Here is a 17,842-nt window from a genome sequence, read left to right on the forward strand (position 1 = left end):
GACCGGGCCAATGCGGGGTGCCGCCGGATCCGGGCGGGGGCTGTCCCCCCTTCGTCCGGGCACGACGCAGGGGCGCCCCGATCGGGACGCCCCTGCGTGCTCGTGCTGGTCAGGCCGCGTCGACGCCCTCGGGCAGGACGGTCGGCGCCGGCTTGCCGGACTTGCCGTGGCTGGACTTGCCGTTGATGGCCTGGGTCGACTGGGCGAGCGTGATCGTCGCGTGGGCGATCGCGTCGCTCATGATGTCGAGGGCCTCCATGTTGACGTTGGTGATGTCGTCGGCGGGGGTGTGGTAGTTCGGGTCGTAGATGACCCCGGCCTCGCCACCGAAGGTCGCGGCCTCCTCGGGGGTCTTGGTCCCGTCGGCGCCGGTGAACAGGCCGGAGGCCGGAACGCCCGCGGCGATGAAGGCCGAGTAGTCGCTGCGACCGGAGAACTCCGTGTCGACCCACGGCTGGCCGGTGCCGTCGAAGAAGTCGGTGAAGACGTCCTCGGTCTCGGCCGAGCCTGCCGGAACCTCGACGGGGGCCTCGTAGGTCGACTCGTCCGCGTCGTAGACGCCGATGATGTAGTTGGGCGAGGCGATCATGTCGAAGTTGAGGTACGTGGCGATGTCGTCGAGCGCCTCCGGGTCATTGGCCTGCAGGTCGGCGACGTAGTGGTCGGACCCGATGAGGCCGAGCTCCTCGGCGCCCCACCAGGCGAAGCGCACCTTGTTGTTGAGCTTGTTGACCTTGCCCAGCTGGACGGCGGTCTCGAGGACGCCCGCGGAGCCGGAGCCGTTGTCGTTGATGCCGGCGCCGTCGTGGACGCCGTCGAGGTGGGCGCCGAGCATGACGACGTTGTCGTCACGGCCGGTCTCGGTCTCGGCGAGCACGTTGAAGGTCTGGCGCTCCTCGAGGGTCTTGTCGAGGACCATCGTCATCGTCACCGGCCCGTTGGCCATCGCCGCGAGCAGCGACTGGCCCTCGGCCTGGGTGATGCCCATGGCCGGGGCGCTGCCCGGCTCGAGGCCGCCGAGCGTGCCGTTGAGGGCGCCCGTCGTGTTGTTGTAGATGATGACGGCGTCCGCTCCGGCCTCCCCGGCGGCGATCGCCTTCGCCGCGAAGGTGCAGTTGCCCCGGCTGACGAGGGCGATCTTGCCCGCCACGTCGGCACCGGCGTAGTCGCCGGCCGTGCACCCGGTCGCGGTGGTCGGGGCGGCCAGCTCGGCGGTCACGCCGCCCGCGGGGGTGGGCTGGCTGTACGACATCGGGATGCCGTCGACCGTGGGCGCACCGGGCGTGACGGTCGTCAGGCTGGCCGCGTGGATCTCCTCGTAGACGAAGTCGAAGTACTGGCGCTCGGTCGTGTACCCGGCCTCCCGCAGGGTCGCCTCGACGTACTGGGCGCTCGCCTCGTACCCGGAGGTCCCGGCGCCGCGGTTGCCGTCGTTGTCGTCCGCGATCTGCTGGAAGGCCTCGAGGTGCTCGTGGACGTTCTCCACGGTGACGGCCTGCGTCATCTTCTTGGAGTTGTTCGGGTTCTTTGCCTGGGCCGGTCCGCTGGCGAGTGTGGTGAGTGCCAGGGCCGCGGTCGCGGCGGCCGCGGTAGCGGCTGCGGTACGTGATCGCACGGTGTCTCCTCCATGGTGGCCGGGCGGGCCCCATTGCCCGTCCGGTGAGCGAGAGAGTAGTGGCCTGCGGACCCGGATGCGGCGATAGCGCCTCCCTCAATGCCAGCCGGGTCGCGGATAGGGTGCGGACGTGGATGGTTATCTCGTCGTCGCCGGCACGCTCGTCGTGGGCGTGCTGCTCGTCGTGGCCGCCCACACCGCCCGTCGGCTGCTCGCGCCGGCCGCGCCGACCCGGGCCAAGCTCACCACCTACGAGTCCGGGGTCGACCCCGTCGGGCGCGACTGGGCCCAGACGCAGGTGCGTTACCTCGCCTACGCCTTCCTCTACGTCGTCTTCGCGGTCGATGCCGTCTACCTCTTCCCGTGGGCGCTCGTGCTGCGCACCGACCTGGGGTTCGTCAGCCTCCTCGAGGTCGCGATCTTCATCGGTGTCGTCCTGCTCGGTCTCGTCCACGCCATCCGCCGCGGCCTGCTGCGGTGGACCTGAGGTGAGGACATGACGACCGACCTGCCGATGCCGCGCGTGGGCGCCGTGGGCGCGCACGCGCCACGACCGATGAAGGTCGTGCTCAACTGGGGCCGGCGCTACTCGCTGTGGGTCTTCAACTTCGGCCTCGCCTGCTGCGCCATCGAGTTCATCGCCGCGTCGATGGCCCGGCACGACTTCATCCGGCTCGGCGTCATCCCCTTCGCCCCCGGCCCGCGCCAGGCCGACCTCATGGTCGTCTCCGGCACCGTGACCGACAAGATGGCGCCGGCGATCCGCCGCCTGTACGACCAGATGCCCGAGCCGAAGTACGTCATCTCCTTCGGTGCCTGCTCCAACTCCGGCGGGCCCTACTGGGACAGCTACTCGGTGACCAAGGGGGTCGACCAGCTCGTCCCCGTCGACGTCTACGTCCCCGGTTGCCCGCCGCGCCCCGAGGCGCTGCTCCACGGCATCCTCACCCTGCAGGACCACATCGCGGCCGAGTCGCTCTCCACCCCGACCCTGCGGGCCCGGTACGCCGGCCACCGCAGCGCGGGCGCCGGCGAGGTGCGCCGCGGCCTGCTGCGACGTCCGACGAAGGGGGCGTGACGTGCCCCAGGAGGACCTCACCGTCTCCCCGCCGGAATGGCTTCGAGCGGTGCGCGACGCCCGCGACCGGGGCCACACCTTCTTCGACTGGCTGAGCGCGGTCGACGAGTCCGACCGCGACGAGGACCCGGGCCTCGACGTGCTCTGCCACCTCATCGACCCCCGGCCGACGCCCGAGCGCGACCAGCGCACCCTCCTGCTGCGCACCCGCGTGCCCCTCGGGGAGCGGCTGCACAGCATCACCGGGATCTTCGCCGGGGCGGCCTGGCACGAGCGCGAGACGCACGAGATGTTCGGTCAGGACTTCGAGGGCTTCGTCGACGGGACCGGGCTCGGGCTGCGCCCGCTGCTGCTGCCCGACGGCTTCGAGGGCACGCCCCTGCGCAAGTCCTTCGTCCTGGCCGCGCGGGCCACCCGGCCCTGGCCCGGGGGCAAGGAGCCCGGCGAGGGCCACTCGAGCAAGTCGCCCAGCCGGCGACGGGTCGCCGCGCCCGGCGTGCCCGGGACCGAGTGGGGTCCCCGCGACCCGGAGCTCGACCTCGCCGACGGGCTCGGCGGGCCCGACCGGGTCGAGGGGCCCGACCCGACCGACCGGACAGGAAGCTGACAGGCCTTTACAGTTGCCGCAACTGTAAAGACCTGTAAGAGTCACCGCCATGAGCCAGCCCAGTCCCTACACCCCGGGCGAGATCGCCCACGAGGTGCCCGGACGCGCTGACCACCTCGACCGGGTCGCCGACCTGCTCGCCGCGATGTCCGCCCGCCAACGGCTGGCCGGCCGGGTGCACGTCTTCGTCGGCCCACGGGGCGTCGGCAAGACCTCGCTGCTGCGCGAGGCCCAACGGCAGGCCGAGGCCGCCGGCCACCAGACCGTCTTCGTCACCGCCGGGCACGGCGACCTCGTCACCACCCTCGTCGAGGCCATCGGCCTGGGGCCGCTGCGCTGGCAGCCGCAGTCCGTCGGGGCACGGCTGCGCGAGCTCGGGATCAGCGTCGGGGTGCCGGGCGCGCGGGTCGAGGCGACCTTCGGCGGCGGCGACGACCCGACCGTCGTGCGCCGGCTCGAGGACCTGCTGCGCACGACCGCCCGCGAAGTCGCCGAGCAGGATGCGGCCGGCACCGTCCTCTTCGTCGACGAGCTGCAGTCCGCCGACCGCGACGGGCTGCGGGCCCTGGCCTATGTCTGGCAGCACCTGCAGGCCGACCCCGACGGTGTGCCGCTCGCCCTCGTCTGTGCCGGTCTGGGCCACACCGAGGACGTCGTCACCGACGCGGCGAGCTTCGCCGAGCGCTTCGCCTACCGGCAGGTCGGCTCGCTCGAGGAGGCCGCGACGCGCGAGGCGCTCTCGGCGCCCGCCACCGCGCTCGGGGTCACCTGGGAGACGGCGGCCCTCACCGAGGTCGTGCGACGTACCCAGGGCTACCCCTACTTCGTCCAGGTCCACGGCGACGGCGTCTGGCGTGCCGCCGACCGCCCCGACCCGGGCAGCACCCTGACCCGGGCCCACGTCGACGCTGCCCGCGAGGGCGTCGCCGAGGACCTCGAGGCGCTCTACCGCAGCCGCTGGGCCAAGGCCTCACCGTCGGAGCAGCGCTTCCTCGCCGCCATGTCGGCCAGCGCCGACGAGGCCGTGCGGCGCGGCGACATCGCCGACGCGCTCGGAGTCGCGACCGGCGCGCTCGGCATGGCCCGCCGCGCGCTCATGGACAAGGGGCTCGTCGAGGTGGCCGGCCACGGCCGCCTGCGCTTCACGGTGCCCGGCTTCCGCGAGTTCGTCCGGGAGTCCGCCGACGTCGGGGGGCTGCGATGAGCCTGCTCGAGATCTCCCTTCGCTCGTTGGCCGCGCTCGCGGCGGTGCTCGTGCTGCCGCTCGTCGCCGGCCAGGCCGAGCACAAGGTCATGGCGCACATGCAGGGTCGGCTCGGCCCGATGTACGCCGGCGGGTTCCACGGGTGGGCCCAGCTCGTCGCCGACGGGGTGAAGTTCGCGCAGAAGGAGGACATCACCCCCGCCGCGGCCGACCGCTCCGTCTTCCGCCTCGCGCCGGCCGTCGCGCTCGTGCCCTACCTCCTCGCGATCGCGCTCCTGCCGGTCCACCCGGGGCTCGCCGCGGCCGACGTGCCCGGGAGCGTGCTGCTCGTCCTCGCCGTCACCGGCGTCGGTGTGCTCGGCACGCTCATGGCCGGGTGGGCCAGCGCCAACAAGTACGCGCTCGTCGGCGGGATGCGCTCTGCCGCACAACTGCTCGCCTACGAGCTGCCGCTCGTGCTGTCCGTCGCCTCGATCGCGATGGCCGCCGGCACGCTCTCGCTCGCCGGCGTCGTCGAGGCGTGGTCCCCGTGGTGGCTGCTGTGGCAGCTGCCCGGCGCCCTCGTCTTCCTCGTGGCCGCGACCGCGGAGCTGCAGCGGGTCCCCTTCGACGCCCCGATCGCCGACAGCGAGGTCGTCATGGGCCCGTGGACCGAGTACACGGGACTGCGCTTCGCCCTCTTCATGCTCGCCGAGTACGCGGGGATGGTCGTCATGGGCCTGCTCTTCGGCGTGCTGTGGCTCGGGGGCTGGCAGGGGCCCTTCGCCGACCAGCTCGGCTGGCTGTGGACCCTGGTCAAGGGCTCGCTCGTCGTCCTGCTCATCATCTGGATCCGGGTCTCCTGGCCTCGCCTGCGCGAGGACCAGCTGCAGCGGCTCGCGTGGACCGTCCTCGTGCCGCTCGCCCTCGCCCAGCTCGCCCTCACGGCGGTCGGAGTGGTGGTGACGGCATGAACGACTTCATCCCTGGCCTGGTCAAGGGCATGGCGACGACGGCGCGCCAGCTGACCCGCCCGACGCACACCGCCGAGTACCCCGACGTCGCGCCCGAGCTGCCGGCCCGGTCGCGCGGGGTCATCGCCCTCGTCGAGAGCAACTGCACCTCGTGCATGCTCTGTGCCCGCGAGTGCCCGGACTGGTGCATCCACATCGACTCGCACAAGGAGGAGGTCCCTCCGGCGAGCGAAGGGGGACGCGCCCGCCAGCGCAATGTCCTCGACCGCTTCGCCATCGACTACTCGCTGTGCATGTACTGCGGGATCTGCGTCGAGGTCTGCCCCTTCGACGCGCTCTTCTGGAGCCCGCAGTTCGAGTACGCCGAGACCGACATCCGTGACCTCCTCCACGAGAAGGAGCGCCTCGGGCAGTGGGTCGCGGACGTGCCCGCGCCGCCCGAGCTCGACCCGAGCGCCGCCGAGGCGCCCGAGGTGACCGCGGCCAACAGGCCCGCCCGGGGTGGTCGCGCCGCCCGGGCCCCCCGGGCCCGACGGGGCGAAGGGGAGGACGCGTGACCGGTCTCGACCTCGCCTTCGCCACGACCGGGCTCCTCACGGCCGCCGCCGCCGCGCTCGCGGTCACGACCCGCCAGGTCGTCCACTCCGCCCTGTGGCTGGTCGTCGCCCTGCTCGGGCTCGCCGGTTGCTACCTCGTCCTCGGAGCCGAGCTCGTCGCGCTCGTGCAGGTGCTCGTCTACGTGGGCGCGGTCGTCGTGCTCGTCATCGTCGCGCTCATGCTCACCCGGGCACCGATCGGGCCACGCACCGAGCACTCGGCCGGACCGGCCCGGCGGGTCCTCGCCGCGTGCGTCGGTGCCGGCACGGGAGGTCTCGTCGCCGCCGTGCTCCTGCCCACGGCCGCACCCACCCGGGTGCGGGCGGGCGAGAGCGACGAGCTGGCCCGGCAGATCTTCTCCACGTGGGTGTGGCCCTTCGAGCTGCTCTCGCTGCTGCTGCTCGCCGCGCTCGTCGGGGCCTTCGCCGTCGCGGGCCTGACGACCTCGCGCCTGGGGGAGAGGACGCGATGATCCACACCGCCGGCCCCTACCTGCTCGCCAGCCTGCTCGTGGCCCTCGGGCTCTACGGCATGCTCGCCCGCCGCAATGCCGTGCTCGTCCTCGTCGGGGCCGAGCTCGTGCTGGCCGGTGGCGGTCTGCTGCTCGTCACCGCCGGTGCCCTCGGCGCGGACCCCGCGTGGTCCGGCCAGGTGCTCACCCTCTTCGTCATCACGATCGCCGCGGCCGAGGTGGTCATCGCGCTCGCCGTCATCGTCGCCGCGTACCGCCGCCGCGGCCACATCGACCTCGCGCAGGACGCCGGCTGATGGCCTGGGCACTCCTGGCACTGCCGTGCCTCACCGCCGTCCTCACCTTGGGCATCGCGCGCCGCGGGGCGCTCGCCGCCTTCGTCGCCGTGATCGGCTCGGTGGCCACGCTCGCCGTGGCCGTCGTCGCGCTCGCCGGTGCCCCTGCCGGGGCGCGGGGCGCCCCCTTCGCCGAGGACCTCGGGACGGGACCGGCCACGACCCTCGGGGGCATCGAGATGCCGCTGCAGCTGTCGCTGTCGGCGACCTCGGCCTTCCTCGCCCTCGTCGTCGTGCTCGTCACGACCCTCGTGCAGACCTACTCCGCGTGGTACCTCGCCGACGACGATCGCCGTGGCGTCTTCCACGCGACCATCGCCCTCTTCGCCGCCGCGATGCTGCTCGTGGTCCTCTCGGCCGACCTCGTCCTCACGGTCGTCGGCTGGGAGGTCATGGGGTGGTGCTCGTACCTGCTCATCGGCCACTGGTCCCGGCGCGAGGCGCCGCGGCGGGCGGGGCACGCGGCCTTCATCGTCACGCGCATCGCCGACATCGGCCTGCTCCTCGGCGTCGCCGTGCTCATCGCCGGGGCCGGCACCACGGCGCGCGGCGAGGTGATCGCCCACTGGACCTCGGCGGTGGCGGAGCCGGCCACCCGCTCGGTCGCCCTGCTGCTCATCGTCATCGGCGTGCTCGGCAAGTCGGCGCAGCTGCCCTTCCACCACTGGTTGCTCGACGCGATGGAGGGCCCGACCCCCGCGTCCGCGCTCATCCACGCGGCGACGATGGTCGCGGCCGGCACGGTCGTGCTCGCCCAGCTGCTGCCGCTGCTGCTGCGCGCCGACCCCGCGCGGGCGCTGCTCGGTGTCTCCGTCGCCGCCACGATGCTCCTCGCCGCGCTCTGCGCCCTCGTCGAGCCGGACCTCAAGCGGCTGCTCGCCTGGTCGACGATCAGCCAGGTCGGGGTGATGCTCGCTCCGCTCGCCGCCGCCGGCTCCGGGCCCACCTCGGGCGCGGCCCTGGGCCACCTCTACGGCCACGCGATCTTCAAGGCGCTGCTCTTCCTCACCGTCGGGTGGCTCGCCGTGACCCGTGGCTCGACCGTTGCCTCCGCCCTCGTGGGCAGTGGGCGGTCGCACCCGATCGCGCTCCTCGCCTGGGCCGCCGGCCTGGTCTCGCTCGCCGGCATCCCGCTCGTCCTCGGTGGCCTGACCAAGGAGCACGTCATCGCGGCCGTCGGCGACGACGTCGGCGCCCGCGGGCCGGTCGCCCACCTCGTCCTCGGGTCGCTGCTGCTCACCGTCGTCGTCACCGCGGCCTACGCGACCCGGGCGCTGCTCGTCGTCGTGCTCGGCAGCGACGAGCGGGTGCGCTCGCGCGCGGTCATGCCGACGGCGGTGAGTGGCATCCTCGTCGTCCTCGCCGTCGCGAGCATCATCGGCGGACTGGCCCTCGGCGCGCGCCTGCCCGACGCCGGGCACGTCCCCCTCGCGCTCTTCCTCGTCGTGCTCGCCCTCGTGGTCGTCGGGCTGGCCATCGGGTTCACCCTCCACCGCTCCGAGCGCCTCGACCGACTCGTCGACGGACGCGCAGGACGCCTCGTCGGGGCCGGCCTCGGCGTCGACGTGCTGCAGCGACTCGTCGTCGTGCGGCCGGTGCAGGCGCTCGCCCGGCTCGTCGCCTTCCTCGACCGGGAGGTCCTCGACACCTATGTGCGGGCCGCCGCGTGGGGTGTCCTGGGCCTCGCCGACGGAGGGACCTCGGCGCACCGGCGCTCCCGGCCGGCGTCCGGACTCGCGCTCCTCGGTGGCGGGGTCCTCCTCGTCGCGCTCGTCACCGCCGTCGTGGTGGGGACGGCATGATCGCGCTCGCCTGCGTCCTGCCGCTGCTCGTCGGCACGGTCCTGCTCGGTGGCGGCACCGAGCTGTCCGGGCGGATCGCCTCGCGTGCCGGCGCACTGGGTGCGCTGACCACCCTCGTCCTGCTCGTCGTCGCGTGGATGACCGAGGCGGTGGTCGACATCCCGTGGCTGCCCACCCTCGACCTGCGCATCCACCTCGCGCTCGACGGCATCAGCGGGCCGCTGGCCCTCCTCGCCGCCGTCGTCACCGCGGCCGCCTGCCTGACGACGTGGGCCGAGCGGCCCCGCGGCGGCAGCGAGGCCACCTTCGTCGGGTGCCTGATGCTCACCCTCGCCGGTGCGATCACGACCTTCGCCGCGCGTGACGCGCTGCTCTTCGTCGTCGCCTTCGAGCTCGTGCTCGTGCCGATGTGGGTGCTCATCACCCGCTTCGGCGACGACCGCGACCCGGAGGCCCGCCGCGAGGCCGGGGCCCGCTTCGTCCTCTACACCGGCTTCGGCTCCACGCTCATGCTCCTCGGCGTCCTGCTGCTCGTGACCAGGGCCGGCACCGCCGACCTCGGCGTGCTCGGCGCCGCGGGCGGCGAGGGGCTCGGCACCGGGGTGCAGGTGACGATCGCCGTGCTCCTCACGCTCGGCCTCGCGGTCAAGGTGCCCGTGTGGCCGCTGCACTCGTGGCTGCCGCTCGCGCACACGACCGCGCCCACGGCCGGCTCGATGCTCCTGGCGGCGGTCCTGCTCAAGATGGGTACCTACGGACTCGTCCGGTTGCCCCTGGCCACCGTGCCCGAGGGCTTCGCCCGGGTCGCGCCGGTGCTCGCCGTCTGCGGCGCCGTCGGCATCATCTGGGGTGGGCTCGTCTGCCTCGTCGAGCGCGACCTCAAGCGGCTCATCGCCTGGTCCTCGATCGCCCACATGGGCTTCGTCGCGCTGGCGCTGGCCAGCGGGTCCGAGACCGGCGTCGCTGCCGCGCTCTACGGCAACATCGCCCACGGTGCCATCTCCGCGCTGCTCTTCCTCGTCGTGGGCGGGCTGAAGCACCAGTGGGGCGACGACCACCTCGACGTGCCGCGAGCGGCCCTGCGCGAGGGCGCGCCCGTCACCGGTCTCCTGCTCGTCGTCGGTCTGGCGGCCGGTCTCGGGCTGCCCGGACTCGCCGGGTTCTGGGGCGAGTTCGCCGCGGTCATCGCCGCACTGTCGCCGGCGCAGGGACGGCCCGAGCCGCTCTTCGTCGGCTGCGCGGTGGTCGCCGCCATCGGGGCCGCGCTCGCCGCCGGCTACGCCCTGCGGGTCGCGCGTCTGGTGTGGCTCGGCGAGGGCCACCCGGGCGACGACGGGGGGCGGGCCCGGGAGCTCGCCCGCACCGATCTGGCCACCGGTGCGGTCCTGGCACTGCTCGTCCTCGTCCTCGGGGTGGCGCCCGGTCTGCTGCTCGCCGTCACCGACCCGGCCCTCGCGGGGGTGGTGCAGCGATGAGCGCCCCCGCACTCGACCTCGTCGTGGCCGGTCCGGTCCTGGCACCTGCCCTCGGGGCCGTCGCCGTCCTGGCCGTCGACGCCGTCGCCCCCCGTCGGCGGCTGCCCGCCCCGATCGTCGGCGCGCTCGCGCTCCTCGTCGCCCTCGCCCTGGCCGTCCTCCTGCGCGTGCGGGCCGCCGGTGGCGCAGAGGTCACGACCCTCTGCCTGCCGCAGGACCCGGCCCTGGCGACGACCGACGCGCCGGGCATGGTCGCCAGTGACTGCCTCCTGCGGGTCAGCACCTCCGGTGCGCTGCTCCAGGCCCTCGCCGCGGCCGCCGGGATCGCGGTGCTCGTCCTGCTCGCGCGCGCCCGCGGCAGCCTCGCCGAGGGGCCCGACGTCCGACCCGTCGCGGACCCCGGGGTCGAGGTCGCCCTGCTCCTCGCGACCGTCACCGGCGCCTCGGCCGTCGCCGTGGCCCACGACCTCGGCACCTGGCTCGTCGGGCTGGAGCTGGCGACCCTGCCGGTCGTCGCGCTCGCCGTCATGCGCGGCGGCACCCGCGACAGCGGCGCGCTCAACCTCATCACGACCTCGATCGCCTCCTTCGCCATCGCGGTCGTCGGGGCCGGCCTCTGGGTCACCGCCACCGGCAGTCTGCGGCTCGGCGGTGTCGCCTCGTGGGCAGCCGGCCAGGAGGACCGGGTGCGCGCGGTGCTCACCCTGGGGATCGTCCTGCTCGTGGCCGCGGTCGCCTTCAAGCTCTCGCTCATCCCCTTTCACGCCTGGGCGCCGACGACCTACCCCCGCGCCGGCACCGAGGTGACGATGCTGCTGGCGAGCGTGTCCACCGTGGCCGCGCTCGGTGGCATGGTCGCGGTCGTGCACGGCTCGGCGAGCGTCCACGCCACCGTCCAACCCGCCCTCTCCGTCCTCGCCGTGGTCTCCATGCTCGTCGGGGCGGTCCTCGCACTCCGGGCGCCCGACCCCCTTCGCCTCATCGCCTGGTCCGGCGTCACGCAGGGCGGCTGGGTGCTCGCCCCGCTCGTCGCGGCCGATGTCGATGCGGCCGTCGGGTACCTCGCGGTCTACGTCGTCGCGGTCGTCGCGGCGCTGGCCGTCGTGGCCGCCCTCACCGTCGACGGACCGCGCCGGCTCGAGGACGACCGCGGTCTGCTGCGCCGGCGTCCGCTGCACGCCGCCGTGCTCGGTCTGGCCCTGCTGACCCTCGCCGGCCTGCCGCCGGGCGTCGCGGGGCTGCTCGCCAAGTTCGTCGTGCTGCGCCCGCTTGCCGATCAAGGGCTGTGGTGGGTCGCGCTGCCGGCCGTCGTCGCCGTCGTCCTCGGGCTGGCCGTCTACCTGCGGTGGGTGGCCCTGCTGCTCCTGCCGGCCGACGACCACCGGGAGCCCGAGGAGGTCGACCCGACCGCCACCCGGGTGGCCGTCGTCGCCGGCCTGGTGCTGCTCGCCGCCACCCTCGTGCCGATGATCCTGCTCGGCACGGGAACGCCCTGAGCCGCCGCGACGTTGGACAAGGCATGCACAACCACTTCAACGGGTTGAAGACCGCCGCACTCTTCGGCGCGATCTTCACCCTGCTGCTGCTCGTCGGGTACGCGATCGGTGGCGCCAGGTACATCTGGCTCTTCGCGCTCTTCGGCGTGGGCACGAGCATCTACACGTACTGGAACTCCGACAAGCTGGCCATCAGGGCGATGCGCGCCCAGCCGGCCGACCCCCAGCAGTTCCCGCAGATGTACCGCATCGTGCAGGAGCTGAGCCAGCAGGCGGGGCAGCCGATGCCGCGCCTGTACGTCAGCCCGACCGCGGCACCCAATGCCTTCGCCACCGGCCGCAACCCGGAGCACGCCGCCGTGTGCTGCACCGAGGGCATCCTGCAACTGCTCGACGAGCGGGAGCTGCGCGGTGTGCTCGGCCACGAGCTGATGCACGTCTACAACCGCGACATCCTCACCGGCTCCGTGGCCGGCGCGATCGCCGGTGTCGTCTCGTCCGTCGCCTCGATCGCCCTGTGGTTCGGCGGGCGCGACCGCAACCCGATCGCCGCCATCGCCGTGGCGCTGCTCGCGCCCATCGCGGCGATGGTCATCCAGATGGCCATCTCCCGCACCCGGGAGTACGACGCCGACGAGGACGGGGCGCGCCTCACCGGCGACCCGCTCGCCCTGGCGTCGGCGCTGCGCAAGCTCGAGTCGGGTGTGCAGCGCGCGCCCCTCGAGCCGACGCCCCAGCTGCAGAATGCGAGCCACATGATGATCGCCAACCCGTTCAGCGCGCGCGACATGTCCAAGCTCTTCTCCACCCACCCGCCGATGGCCGAGCGCATCGCGCGGCTCGAGGGGATGGCCGGCGGTCCGCGGCTGTACTGAGCCCCTGGAGCGAGCCCCTGCACGGAGCCCACGGGACCGCGGGCGTCACATCGTCTGCTCGCCCGCCCTGATGGCCTCGCGGATACGGGTGTAGGTGCCGCACCGGCAGATGTTGCGGATCGTGTCGAGGTCGGCGTCGCTGATCGCCCGTCCCTCGGCGCGCACCTTGTTGACCAGGGCGACGGCCGCCATGATCTGGCCCGGCTGGCAGTAGCCGCACTGCGCGACGTCGTGCTCGATCCAGGCCTCCTGCATGGGGTGCAGACCGTCGCCCTCGACGGTGTCGGCGAGCCCCTCGATCGTCGTGATCTCGTCGTCCGCCGAGATCTTGTCGACCGGGACAGAGCAGGGGTTGAAGGCCTTGCCGTTGATGTGCGAGGTGCACGCCTTGCAGACGTTGATCCCGCAGCCGTACTTGGGGCCGGTGACGCCGAGGACATCCCGCAGGACCCACAGGAGGCGGACGCCGGGCTCAACGTCGACGGTGACCTTTTCGCCGTTGAGGACGAAGGTGTGGCTGGACATGGCGGGCTCCTCAGTAGGTGTGGTCGAGGCCGTCGGTGGGTGACTGCACGACCGACGGGGTGAAGGGCTTGGGCTCGAAGGCGAGCTCGTCGGCGTGGTTGATGGGGAACTCCGTCGGCATCCGGCCGGTGGCCCGCGCGTAGGCGCAGGCGACGGCGGCGAAGCTGGCAGCGACGCCCGCCTCGCCGGCACCACCGGGCTGCCCCGACTCGGAGGGCATGATCTCGACCGTCAGCTCCGGAGGGACATTCCACTGCCGGGTGTAGAAGTAGTTGTCCCAGCTGGCCTCGAGGAAGTGGCCCTCCTCGAAGTGGCAGCTCGACGTCAGGGCCAGGGCGATGCCGTCCATCACCCCGCCGAGCATCTGCGCCTCGAGGCCGATGGGGTTGATGACCAGGCCCGCGTCGACGGCGAAGACGGCCTTGGTCACCCGCGGACCGGTCACCCCGTTGCGCACCGTGCGACCGACCGTCTCCGGGCGGGTGTCGATCTCGACGAGGCAGGCGGTCACCCCCTTGTACTCCTTGTGGATGGCGACGCCTTGGGCCACCCCCTTCGGCAGGTCACGGCCCCACTCGCCGACCTCGGCGACCTTGTCCAGCGCCGCCCGGGCCGCACCGCTGCGCAGGAACTTGCGGCGGAAGGCGACCGGGTCCTTGCGCATGCGGCGGGCGAGCTCGTCGATGACCAGCTCGCTGGCCACCCGGACGTCGGGGGAGTAGATGTTGCGCATGCTGCCGGTGTTGAACCGGTCGTCGGTCTCGCTGAGCAGCTGGGTGACCGCCCCGAAGTTGTACGGGACCTCCTGCGTGAGCGTGAAGATCGTCTGCGCGAAGCTCAGGTTGCCGCCGACGGGCAGCTTGGCCGCCTGCGCGGTGATGATCTCGCCGAGGCCGTGACCGAAGTCGGTCTGGACGCTGGTGTGGCGCTGCTCGAAGGAGAGCACCTCGCCCAGGAGATGGGTGGCGCGCACCCGGGAGGTGGCCAGCGGGTGCAGCCGGCCCTGCCGGGGCTCGTCGACCCGGTGCCACATGAGACGGACCGGCTTGCCCATGGTCCGGGAGATGCGGGCCGCCTCGAGCGCGGCGTCGTGGAAGAGCTTGCGTCCGAACGAGCCGCCGCCCTCGGTCACGTGGACGCTCACCTTCGAGACCGGCAGGCCGAGCTCGACGGCGATCTCCTCCTGGGCGACGACGGGGGACTTCATCGAGCCCCAGATCTCGGCGGAGTCGGCCCGCACGTCGGCGATCGCGCAGTTGGGCTCGAGCGAGGAGTTGCTGCGGAAGCGGAAGGTGAACTCGGCATCCACCTGCTGGGCGAGCAGGGGCACCTTGGGCACGACCATCGGCGCCTCGGCCCGCTTGACCTTCGCGAGGATCGTCTCGTCGGACTCGCCGGCGAGCGGGCCGCCCGTCCACTCGATGTCCATGACGCGGATGGCGTCGATGCACTGGCCGAAGGTCCTGGCGCGCACCGCGATGCCGGTCGGGATCTTCGCGACGTCGGTGACGCCGGGCATCTCGAGCACCTCGGCGCGGTTGCGCAGCAGGACGGGCTCGCCGTTGTGGGTCGGTGGGCGCGCGACCATCGTCGGCAGGGCGTCGGCGACGTCGAGGTCCATGGCGAACTTCTTGGCGCCGGTGACGGCGTCCCGGGCGTCGGTGCGACCCTGCGGGGTGCCGATGACCGCGTGCTCGGTGCGCGTCTTGAGGGTGACCCGGGCGCGCAGGGTGTCGCTCACCGCGGCCTTGACCGTCAGGTCGCCGTAGCCGACGCTCTGCCCGCTGGGGCCGGTGACGACCCCGGCCTTGGCGACGAGCGCGTCCACGCTGTCGCCGAGGACGATGGCCGCCGCCTCGAGCAGCTGCTGCTTGGCGAGCGCGGCCGCGACCCGGATCGGCGTGTATGTCGAGATCGTCGTGTTGGACCCACCGGTCAGCTGGTTGAACATCAGCTCGGGCCGCGCCGGCGCCAGCGTGACGTCGATCCGGTCCATCGGCAGCTCGAGCTCCTCGGCGATCATCATCGTCGTCGACGTGATGATCCCCTGCCCGACCTCGGCCCGGGGGAGGGCGAAGGAGGCGCGCCCGTCGGTGCCGATGGTGACGGTGATGAGGTTGGCCGTGGGCGCGGCGGCCAGCGTCAGCAGGTCGTTGAGGTCGAGGATCTCCGCGGGGCCGGGCGGCGTCGGGACAACGGCGTCGGCCCGCTCGCTGCCGAGCGTCATCTCCGCGCCGGTCGCGAGCGTGGCCCCGGCGATGACGTATCCCATGAAGCTGCGGCGGCTGGGCCCCGTGGTGCCCTCGGCGGTGGGACGGTGGTCCGACACGGTGCCTCCCGGCGTTGACGACGATGTCATTACCCACCAGTAGACATGCTGGGACGGGAGGCGGCCACCCGAACGGACCGTGACGTCCACCATGTGACCGTGCGGGTGCCGGACGCGCAGCCGTGCGGACGAGGGGCCCGGACCGGCCACCTCGCGCGCGGTCGATGACAGGATGCCGTCGTGCCCTCATTGACCCGTGACGAAGCCATCGCCCGCGCCGACCTGCTCTCCGTGACCCGGATGGAGGTCGAGCTCGACCTCGACCGGGGGCCGGAGGTCTTCGGCTCCGTGACCCGCATCCACCTGAGCGCGAAGGGGGAGGGCGTCACCTTCGTCGACGTCAAGCCTCGTGAGCTGCACCGGGCGACCCTCGACGGCGCGCCGATCGATGTCGCCCGGCTCGCCGAGGGGCGGTTGCCGCTCGAGGTCACCGCCGGCGAGCACGTCGTCGAGGTGGAGGCGACGATGGCCTACAGCCACGACGGCGAGGGGCTGCACCGCACGACCGACCCGGCGGACGGGGAGGACTACGTCTTCAGCCACCTCTTCCTCGACGCGGCCCCGGCCGTCTTCGCCTGCATCGACCAGCCCGACGTCAAGGCGCCCTACGCCGTCTGCGTCAAGGCGCCCGGCGACTGGCAGGTCATCGGCAACGGCGCCGGGGACGTCGCCGACGGCGGCGTGTGGCACCTCGCCGAGACCAAGCCGCTGTCGACCTACTTCGTCGCGCTGTGCGCCGGCCCCTACGTCGGCCTGACCGAGGAGCACGACGGCATCCGCCTCGGGATGTGGGCCCGCCGCTCGCTGGAGACCCAGCTGCGCGAGCACGCCCCGGAGATGTTCGAGGTCACCCGGCGCAGCTTCGACTACTTCCACTCGATCTTCGGCATCCGCTACCCCTTCGACGACTACGACCAGGTCTTCGTCCCGGAGTTCAACGCCGGCGCGATGGAGAACCCCGGGTGCGTCGTCATCCGCGACAGTTACCTCTTCCGCGGGGCGGTGGGTCGGGACGAGCTGCTGACCCGGGCCAACACGATCAGCCACGAGATGGCGCACATGTGGTTCGGCGACCTCGTGAGCCCCCAGTGGTGGGACGACCTGTGGCTCAACGAGTCCTTCGCCGAGTACATGGCCCACCGGTGTCTCGTCGAGGCGACGGAGTACACCGAGGCGTGGGTCGACTCGACGATGTCGCGCAAGTCGTGGGGCTACGGCGCGGAGCGGGCCCCGTCGACCCACCCGGTCGCCGGGTCGCCGGCGCCGGACGCGAAGTCGGCCCTGGCCAACTTCGACGGGATCTCCTACGCCAAGGGCGCCGCGGTCATCCGCCAGCTCATCGAGTACATCGGTGACGACGCCTTCCTCGCCGGCATCCGTAGCTACCTGGAGCAGCACTCCTTCGGCAACGGCACCCTCGCCGGCTTCCTCGCCGCGATGGAGCAGGCCGCCGGTCGCCCGCTCGACGTGTGGAGCGCGGCGTGGCTCGAGACGGCGGGCGTCGACGCGATCGCGGTCGACCGCTCGGGCGAGGTGACCCGCACGGCCCCGGCCGCGCACCCCGCCGACCGGCCGCACGCCTTCGACATCGCGACGTACACCGACGGCCGCGAGACCTCCCGCACCGCGCTGACCCTCGACGCCGCGAGCCAGCAGGTCGACGGGCTCGACCTGGAGGCGGCGCTCGTGCTGCCCAACGCCGGGGACCTCACCTGGGCCACGCCGATCCTCGACGAGGCCTCACTGGCCGCCCTGCCGGCCGAGCTGCCGCGCATGGCCGACGATCAGGCCCGCGCGGTGCTGTGGGTGGGGCTGCGCGACGGGGTCGCCCTGGCGCAGGTCGACCCGCGCCTGCTCGTCGACCTCGGCGAGGCCGCCCTGCCCGTCGAGACCAATGACTCGATCTTTTCCCGCGCCGGGATGCACCTGACCAACCGGGTCATCCGCGTGCTCCTGCCCCTGGAGGAGCAGGACGCTGCCCGCGCCCGCATGGCGCAGGTGGGCGAGAGGGTCCTCGCCGAGGCGGAGCCGGGCTCCTCCCGCGCCCTGCACGCCGCCCGGCTCGTGGCCCGCACGAGCGACGACGTCGACGGGCGGCTCGTGCCGTGGGCGCACGGGCGCGACCTGCCGGCCGGGCTCGAGGGGGATGCCGACTTCAGGTGGATCCTGCTCGGCCAGCTCAGCCGTCGCGGCCTGATCGGCGAGGCGGAGATCGCGACGGCCCTCGAGCAGGACCAGACGATGACGGGCCAGCTCGGGTCCCTCACGGCGCGCGCCGCGATCCCGACGGCCGAGGCCAAGGCGGCTGCGTGGGCGGACCTGACGACCAACCGGGAGCGCAGCAACTACGAGCTCGTCGCCATCGCCGCCGGCTTCTGGGGGCCGGACGACCGGTCCCTTGTCGACCCCTACGTCGCGCGGTACTTCACCGACATCCCGCCGATGACGCAGTGGCTCGGCGAGGACGCCCTCTCACGGG

At 73.1% G+C, this 17,842-nt stretch carries 16 protein-coding genes; 13 read left to right on the forward strand and 3 right to left on the reverse strand.

The window, feature by feature from the left end:
* Positions 1–109 precede the first annotated feature (109 nt).
* On the reverse strand, positions 110–1,615 hold the full coding sequence (locus tag JAN01S_RS03815) for a M20/M25/M40 family metallo-hydrolase (RefSeq protein WP_068313925.1): 1,506 nt from the start codon (positions 1,613–1,615) through the stop codon (positions 110–112).
* Positions 1,616–1,745: 130 nt separating this feature from the next.
* Between JAN01S_RS03815 and JAN01S_RS03820 the strand changes: the two genes are divergently transcribed.
* Genes JAN01S_RS03820 through htpX form a run of 12 tightly spaced genes read left to right on the forward strand, consistent with a single transcriptional unit; the run spans position 1,746 to position 12,509 of the window.
* Positions 1,746–2,102, forward strand: a complete 357-nt coding sequence (locus JAN01S_RS03820; RefSeq protein WP_068313928.1) for an NADH-quinone oxidoreductase subunit A — start codon at positions 1,746–1,748, stop codon at positions 2,100–2,102.
* A 9-nt stretch (positions 2,103–2,111) separates the two neighbouring features.
* On the forward strand, positions 2,112–2,693 hold the full coding sequence (locus JAN01S_RS03825; RefSeq protein ID WP_068313931.1) for an NADH-quinone oxidoreductase subunit NuoB: 582 nt from the start codon (positions 2,112–2,114) through the stop codon (positions 2,691–2,693).
* A gap of 1 nt (position 2,694) precedes the next feature.
* Positions 2,695–3,300, forward strand: a complete 606-nt coding sequence (locus JAN01S_RS03830) for an NADH-quinone oxidoreductase subunit C (protein ID WP_240312462.1) — start codon at positions 2,695–2,697, stop codon at positions 3,298–3,300.
* A gap of 49 nt (positions 3,301–3,349) precedes the next feature.
* Positions 3,350–4,504 carry an ATP-binding protein gene (locus JAN01S_RS03835; protein ID WP_068313934.1) on the forward strand — a complete coding sequence of 385 codons (1,155 nt, stop codon included), beginning with the start codon at positions 3,350–3,352 and terminating at the stop codon, positions 4,502–4,504.
* A complete protein-coding gene (nuoH, locus tag JAN01S_RS03840; RefSeq protein ID WP_068313937.1) occupies positions 4,501–5,457 on the forward strand; it encodes an NADH-quinone oxidoreductase subunit NuoH in 957 nt (318 codons plus the stop codon). The genes JAN01S_RS03835 and nuoH overlap by 4 nt, the downstream gene beginning before the upstream one ends.
* Positions 5,454–6,014 (forward strand): 4Fe-4S binding protein, encoded by a 561-nt coding sequence (locus JAN01S_RS03845; RefSeq protein WP_068313941.1) that lies wholly within the window; start codon positions 5,454–5,456, stop codon positions 6,012–6,014. The genes nuoH and JAN01S_RS03845 overlap by 4 nt, the downstream gene beginning before the upstream one ends.
* Positions 6,011–6,526: an NADH-quinone oxidoreductase subunit J family protein gene (locus JAN01S_RS03850; RefSeq protein ID WP_068313943.1), complete on the forward strand. Its 516-nt coding sequence runs from the start codon at positions 6,011–6,013 to the stop codon at positions 6,524–6,526. Before JAN01S_RS03845 ends, JAN01S_RS03850 begins: the two co-directional genes overlap by 4 nt.
* Complete coding sequence (nuoK, locus tag JAN01S_RS03855; protein WP_068313946.1) at positions 6,523–6,822, forward strand: NADH-quinone oxidoreductase subunit NuoK; 300 nt, start codon at positions 6,523–6,525, stop codon at positions 6,820–6,822. Before JAN01S_RS03850 ends, nuoK begins: the two co-directional genes overlap by 4 nt.
* Entirely contained in the window at positions 6,822–8,663 is a 1,842-nt protein-coding gene (locus JAN01S_RS03860) for an NADH-quinone oxidoreductase subunit 5 family protein (protein ID WP_068313948.1), read from the forward strand. The genes nuoK and JAN01S_RS03860 overlap by 1 nt, the downstream gene beginning before the upstream one ends.
* On the forward strand, positions 8,660–10,138 hold the full coding sequence (locus JAN01S_RS03865) for a complex I subunit 4 family protein (RefSeq protein WP_068313951.1): 1,479 nt from the start codon (positions 8,660–8,662) through the stop codon (positions 10,136–10,138). Before JAN01S_RS03860 ends, JAN01S_RS03865 begins: the two co-directional genes overlap by 4 nt.
* Positions 10,135–11,634 (forward strand): proton-conducting transporter transmembrane domain-containing protein, encoded by a 1,500-nt coding sequence (locus JAN01S_RS03870; protein ID WP_068313954.1) that lies wholly within the window; start codon positions 10,135–10,137, stop codon positions 11,632–11,634. The genes JAN01S_RS03865 and JAN01S_RS03870 overlap by 4 nt, the downstream gene beginning before the upstream one ends.
* 23 nt (positions 11,635–11,657) lie before the next feature.
* A complete protein-coding gene (htpX, locus tag JAN01S_RS03875) occupies positions 11,658–12,509 on the forward strand; it encodes a zinc metalloprotease HtpX (protein WP_068313957.1) in 852 nt (283 codons plus the stop codon).
* Between the two features lie 45 nt (positions 12,510–12,554).
* Here htpX and JAN01S_RS03880 read toward each other — a convergent pair whose 3' ends face one another.
* Both JAN01S_RS03880 and JAN01S_RS03885 read right to left on the reverse strand, forming a co-directional pair.
* Complete coding sequence (locus JAN01S_RS03880) at positions 12,555–13,034, reverse strand: (2Fe-2S)-binding protein (protein WP_068313960.1); 480 nt, start codon at positions 13,032–13,034, stop codon at positions 12,555–12,557.
* A 10-nt stretch (positions 13,035–13,044) separates the two neighbouring features.
* Entirely contained in the window at positions 13,045–15,363 is a 2,319-nt protein-coding gene (locus tag JAN01S_RS03885) for a molybdopterin cofactor-binding domain-containing protein (protein WP_068313963.1), read from the reverse strand.
* Between the two features lie 180 nt (positions 15,364–15,543).
* Here JAN01S_RS03885 and pepN point away from each other — a divergent pair.
* Positions 15,544–17,842: aminopeptidase N (pepN, locus tag JAN01S_RS03890; RefSeq protein WP_068313988.1), on the forward strand; the 2,299-nt coding region annotated here is incomplete at its 3' end.

This window comes from Janibacter anophelis NBRC 107843, from assembly GCF_001570945.1.
Lineage (GTDB): Bacteria > Actinomycetota > Actinomycetes > Actinomycetales > Dermatophilaceae > Janibacter > Janibacter anophelis.

Coding starts and splice junctions, on each gene's coding strand:
- JAN01S_RS03825 (WP_068313931.1), top strand. CDS start 2,112: ATGACGACCGACCTGCCGATGCCGCGCGTGGGCGCCGTGGGCGCGCAC.
- JAN01S_RS03835 (WP_068313934.1), top strand. CDS start 3,350: ATGAGCCAGCCCAGTCCCTACACCCCGGGCGAGATCGCCCACGAGGTG.
- nuoH (WP_068313937.1), top strand. CDS start 4,501: ATGAGCCTGCTCGAGATCTCCCTTCGCTCGTTGGCCGCGCTCGCGGCG.
- JAN01S_RS03845 (WP_068313941.1), top strand. CDS start 5,454: ATGAACGACTTCATCCCTGGCCTGGTCAAGGGCATGGCGACGACGGCG.
- nuoK (WP_068313946.1), top strand. CDS start 6,523: ATGATCCACACCGCCGGCCCCTACCTGCTCGCCAGCCTGCTCGTGGCC.
- JAN01S_RS03860 (WP_068313948.1), top strand. CDS start 6,822: ATGGCCTGGGCACTCCTGGCACTGCCGTGCCTCACCGCCGTCCTCACC.
- JAN01S_RS03865 (WP_068313951.1), top strand. CDS start 8,660: ATGATCGCGCTCGCCTGCGTCCTGCCGCTGCTCGTCGGCACGGTCCTG.
- JAN01S_RS03870 (WP_068313954.1), top strand. CDS start 10,135: ATGAGCGCCCCCGCACTCGACCTCGTCGTGGCCGGTCCGGTCCTGGCA.
- htpX (WP_068313957.1), top strand. CDS start 11,658: ATGCACAACCACTTCAACGGGTTGAAGACCGCCGCACTCTTCGGCGCG.
- JAN01S_RS03880 (WP_068313960.1), bottom strand. CDS start 13,034: ATGTCCAGCCACACCTTCGTCCTCAACGGCGAAAAGGTCACCGTCGAC.